Consider the following 4,034-nt stretch of genomic DNA (forward strand, 5'->3'; position numbering starts at 1 on the left):
TTTAAGACTTTAACCGTTGCAACGAGGATGTTGTGAAGATGAAACCGCAGATATTGTTTTTGTAGATAAGAGGCTCGCCAAAGTGGCGGGCCTCTTTTGATGTGAGGGCGATTTTACTATTTACGCAGACTGTCGCGCGTATAAGGGAAACTATCAAAGAATAAATGTTGGAATTCATTTTCTTAGCTTCTTTGAAAATGAGAATATATTGTGTTCCATGCTGTGCTAATCGCAATTGCGAGTTGTTGGACGATTGTTAAGTGACGAGTCGTTATTTATGCGCGTGATTACGTGTGTGGAGTTTGAAACAGGTAAGAAGGATCGAAGGACCATGCAACATTCGTTTATGGCAATGTTGGCTGCAGAATTTATTGGCACTGCTATTCTCATGATTTTCGGAAACGGTGCTGTAGCAAACGTTGAATTAAAAAATACTAAAGGGCACCATGCTGGCTGGCTAAATATTGCTATGGGCTACGGTTTTGGTGTTATGTTCCCAGTGCTCATGTTTGGCGGAATTTCCCACGCGCATATCAATCCTGCTATGACAATTGCGCAAGCTGTAAACGGCATGTTCCCATGGGCTAACGTTGTGCCTTATATTGTAGCTCAGCTTTTAGGTGCGCTGGTTGGTCAGCTTATTGTGTACGTAACGTATTTGCCACACTACAACGAAACTGAGGAGCCAGAAGCAATTCTTGGCACTTTCTGCACTACGGATGCGTATAACAACAAGCTTAACTACTTCCTTAACGAGTTCTTCGGCACACTTGTGCTTGTTCTGGCTGCTCTTTGCTGCCTTACCTCTCCATGGGGTGAGAAGAATTTGGCTGGCGCTTCAATCGTTGTCGGCTTCGTGGTTTGGGGTTTGGTGACTTCTATGGGCGGACCAACTGGTCCTGCTTTGAATCCTGCTCGTGATCTTATGCCGCGTTTGCTTCACGCAATTTTGCCAATTCCGCACAAGGGATCTTCTCGCTGGGGTGAAGCGTGGATTCCAGTTATTGCTCCTATTGCCGGCGCAATCTTGGGTGTGGTTATGTATAAGTCGTTATTTGCATAAAGTAGTTGCTTTTAGCTGTGCTTGATTGCGATTGTAAGAAGCGCGTAATGCTAGTATGAATGCGTTACGCGCTTTTTATTTTGTAAGCTTATGCTTTGCAAGTTTATGCTTATTAATTAAAGATATTAAGAAAGACTAAATCATGTTTTCGAAGTCAACTATTGCAATTGGTCGTTTTGCGCCTACTCCTTCCGGGCGTATGCATATTGGCAATATGGTAGCAATGTTGGCTGCGTGGCTTTCTGCGAAATCGCAGGGCGGCTACATGCTTTTGCGTTTGGAAGATCTTGATATTGCTCGCATGCCGAAGGATGCTAGCGCGCGAGTGATTGACGATTTGAAGTGGGCTGGCCTTGATTGGGTTGGTGAGCCGACTTATCAGCATGAGCGAACTGCAATTTACCAAGAGGCTCTTGAATCACTAGAATCTTTGCAAGATGAAGATGGAAATTCGCTAATCTACCCTTGTTTTTGCTCGCGTTCCGATATTCGCGCGATTGCAGCTCCGCAGGAAGGCGACGGTTTTATACGCTATCCGGGTACGTGCAGAAATCTGCGCAAAACTGCGGAAGGTTTGGCACAAATCGAAAAGCGTTTGCAAAATAACCAGCAACATTCTTTGCGACTTGCGGTGCCGCCTGCTGATTTAAGACAAGCAAATATTGATTTTGAAGACGCGATTTTTGGCGTGCAATCTTTTAATATTGATCGCGATTTGGGTGACATGGTGATTCGCCGCGCGGATGGCGTTTTTTCGTATCAACTTGCGGTTGTTGTTGACGATGTTCTGAGCGGAGTAAACGACATTGTGCGCGGCCGCGATTTGCTTCGTTCTGCGGCGCTTCAAATTTGGATTGGTGAGCTGCTTGAAAAATCAGGATTTTTTGCGGCTCACGGTACGCATTATGTGCGTCCGCAATTTGCGCACTTGCCGCTAATTGATAACGCTCAAGGTGAGCGGCTTGCAAAAAGTAAGCACTCGCTAGACGTCGGTGCGCTTCGAGAATCTGGCTGGAGTGCCGAGCGCATGATTGGCTATTGTATGTATCTTCTGGAATACAAAAAGCATGGTCAAAATCAATCGGTAGATATGAGTGCTGCCGATGCGCTTGCGTTGTTTGAAAGCCTTGACACGCCGTGGGATTCTGTTCGCGCAAACCTAGCCGACAAATCCGTGCCCTTCCTCGACTAAACTATGTATTTAGATTGATAGATTGGGGCATAAATGGCATATATGACGCAAAAAGATTTAGCGAATACTGAGGTCGATTGTGTTCGTGCGCGTCAAATTGCCGACGGCGTGCACAGCGTGCAAGACGCCATTGCTCAAGCCGAATCGCATTATGGTCGCAAAGCTGAGTCGGTTACGCTACTTGCCGCAACTAAAACGCGAGATGTTGGCGAAATCATGGCAGCGCTCAGAGCAGGAGTGCGAGTAATTGGGGAAAATCGTCCACAAGAAATCGTTGCAAAAGCCGAAATTTTACGCGCGGAAGCTGCTAGAGAAGGTTTAAGCGTTGGTGTAAACGGTGAAATTCCACTCTACTTCTTAATCGGTCAGCTGCAAAGTAATAAAATAAATAAAGTTTTACCACTTGCAAATGGTATTCAGTCGGTTGACGGCATTGAACTTGCGCAAAAAATATCTACACGCACGCAAAATTTGGGACTTTGCACAGACGTTATGTTGGAAGTGAACGTTTCGGGAGAAGCTACAAAATCGGGGTGTGCGCCAGAACGTGCGATTGATGAAGCGCTCGCTATATCTAGCCTGCCGGCGCTTAATTTGCGCGGATTTATGACTCTTGGAGCGCGCGTAGATGATGAAAAAATAGTGAGAAGTGGTTTCGCAAAATTGCGAGAAATTAGAGATTGTGTGAGTGAACAACTCGCGCAAGATTATGATGGAAACTCTGCAAAATTAGAGCTTTCGATGGGAATGTCCGGCGATTTTGCGTGGGCGATTGCAGAAGGCTCGACGATGGTTCGAATCGGTTCGGCAATCTTTGGCCCACGCGCATTTGTGTAGTCTTAAGTCAAAGTTTTAAGCCAAATTGATGATTGTAGTTACGCATGCACAATCACATTGCGCAGCGAACCGATGCCATCTACGTGTACAATCGCTTCGTCACCCGCGCGTAAAGTCCCAGCCGGGTATGGGGTTCCTGTCAAAATCACGTCTCCTGGAAGAAGCGTTGAGAAGCTTGAAATCGCTGCAATTTGCTCAGGAATACTGTGAATAAGTCGAGCTGTAGTGCCGTCAGCTTCCGGCACATTTTCACCATTAAGCGTAAATGAAATATGTGCATCGCGCCAATTTAGCTCGGTTGTAATCCAAGGTCCAAGTGGGCAAGAAGTGTCGAAACCTTTTGCGCGCGTCCACATTGGGTCGCTTCCTGCGCAATCTCGTAAAGTTACGTCATTTACGCAAGTAAAGCCAAAAACGTAATTCATTGCGGTAGCTGCAGTTACATTTTTGGCGATTTTGCCCATAACAACTGCCACTTCTGGCTCAAAATTCATGTCGTTTGAGCAAGCAGGAATCACAATCGGATCGTCCGGACCAATTACAGAAGTGCTCGGCTTTGTAAAAATCACCATGTCTGCAGCAGTATGCGAAGATGCCGCAGGAGAAGCAGCGCGCTCGTCGCCAGAACGGGTATCGTAATTTTTTGCCAATCCGTATACTTTTGATGGAATTACAGGCACGAGTAAACGCACGCCATCAGCGTCCAACGCGTAACGTTTACCAGTTGGCTTAACTCCTTGCGGACTTAAAGGATGTCCTTCAAGGGCTACTAAATAATCTTTACCGTCGGTTTCGTCTTTTTGGACGAAAGCGTATTGCGGAACTTCATTATACGAAAAACGTGCAATTCTCATGTTTTTAAGATTACGACATATTTGCTACTTAATTAAGCATTGCTCGATACTTAACTAAACTTTGCTTACTACTTAATTAAATTATTTG

The 4,034-nt window shown here is 45.6% G+C and carries 4 protein-coding genes; 3 read left to right on the top strand and 1 reads right to left on the bottom strand.

The genetic code is table 11. From position 1 onward, the window contains the following. Positions 1 to 331 precede the first annotated feature (331 nt). From A5295_RS03705 to A5295_RS03715, 3 genes are all read left to right on the top strand, one after another. Positions 332 to 1,063 carry an MIP/aquaporin family protein gene (locus tag A5295_RS03705; protein ID WP_032842372.1) on the top strand — a complete coding sequence of 244 codons (732 nt, stop codon included), beginning with the start codon at positions 332 to 334 and terminating at the stop codon, positions 1,061 to 1,063. Positions 1,064 to 1,205: 142 nt separating this feature from the next. Beyond that, entirely contained in the window at positions 1,206 to 2,255 is a 1,050-nt protein-coding gene (locus A5295_RS03710) for a glutamyl-Q tRNA(Asp) synthetase (RefSeq protein WP_064621733.1), read from the top strand. A gap of 33 nt (positions 2,256 to 2,288) precedes the next feature. Beyond that, complete coding sequence (locus tag A5295_RS03715) at positions 2,289 to 3,092, top strand: YggS family pyridoxal phosphate-dependent enzyme (protein ID WP_064621734.1); 804 nt, start codon at positions 2,289 to 2,291, stop codon at positions 3,090 to 3,092. A gap of 38 nt (positions 3,093 to 3,130) precedes the next feature. Here A5295_RS03715 and A5295_RS03720 read toward each other — a convergent pair whose 3' ends face one another. Next, a complete protein-coding gene (locus tag A5295_RS03720) occupies positions 3,131 to 3,946 on the bottom strand; it encodes a fumarylacetoacetate hydrolase family protein (RefSeq protein ID WP_064621735.1) in 816 nt (271 codons plus the stop codon). Between the last annotated feature and the right edge of the window lie 88 nt (positions 3,947 to 4,034).

It is taken from the genome of Gardnerella sp. 26-12, from assembly GCF_001660745.1.
Taxonomy (GTDB): domain Bacteria; phylum Actinomycetota; class Actinomycetes; order Actinomycetales; family Bifidobacteriaceae; genus Bifidobacterium; species Bifidobacterium swidsinskii.

What these genes read in the sequence shown, in the direction of transcription:
- A5295_RS03705 (WP_032842372.1), top strand. Translation starts at nt 332, where the DNA reads ATGCAACATTCGTTTATGGCAATGTTGGCTGCAGAATTTATTGGCACT.
- A5295_RS03710 (WP_064621733.1), top strand. Translation starts at nt 1,206, where the DNA reads ATGTTTTCGAAGTCAACTATTGCAATTGGTCGTTTTGCGCCTACTCCT.
- A5295_RS03715 (WP_064621734.1), top strand. Translation starts at nt 2,289, where the DNA reads ATGGCATATATGACGCAAAAAGATTTAGCGAATACTGAGGTCGATTGT.
- A5295_RS03720 (WP_064621735.1), bottom strand. Translation starts at nt 3,946, where the DNA reads ATGAGAATTGCACGTTTTTCGTATAATGAAGTTCCGCAATACGCTTTC.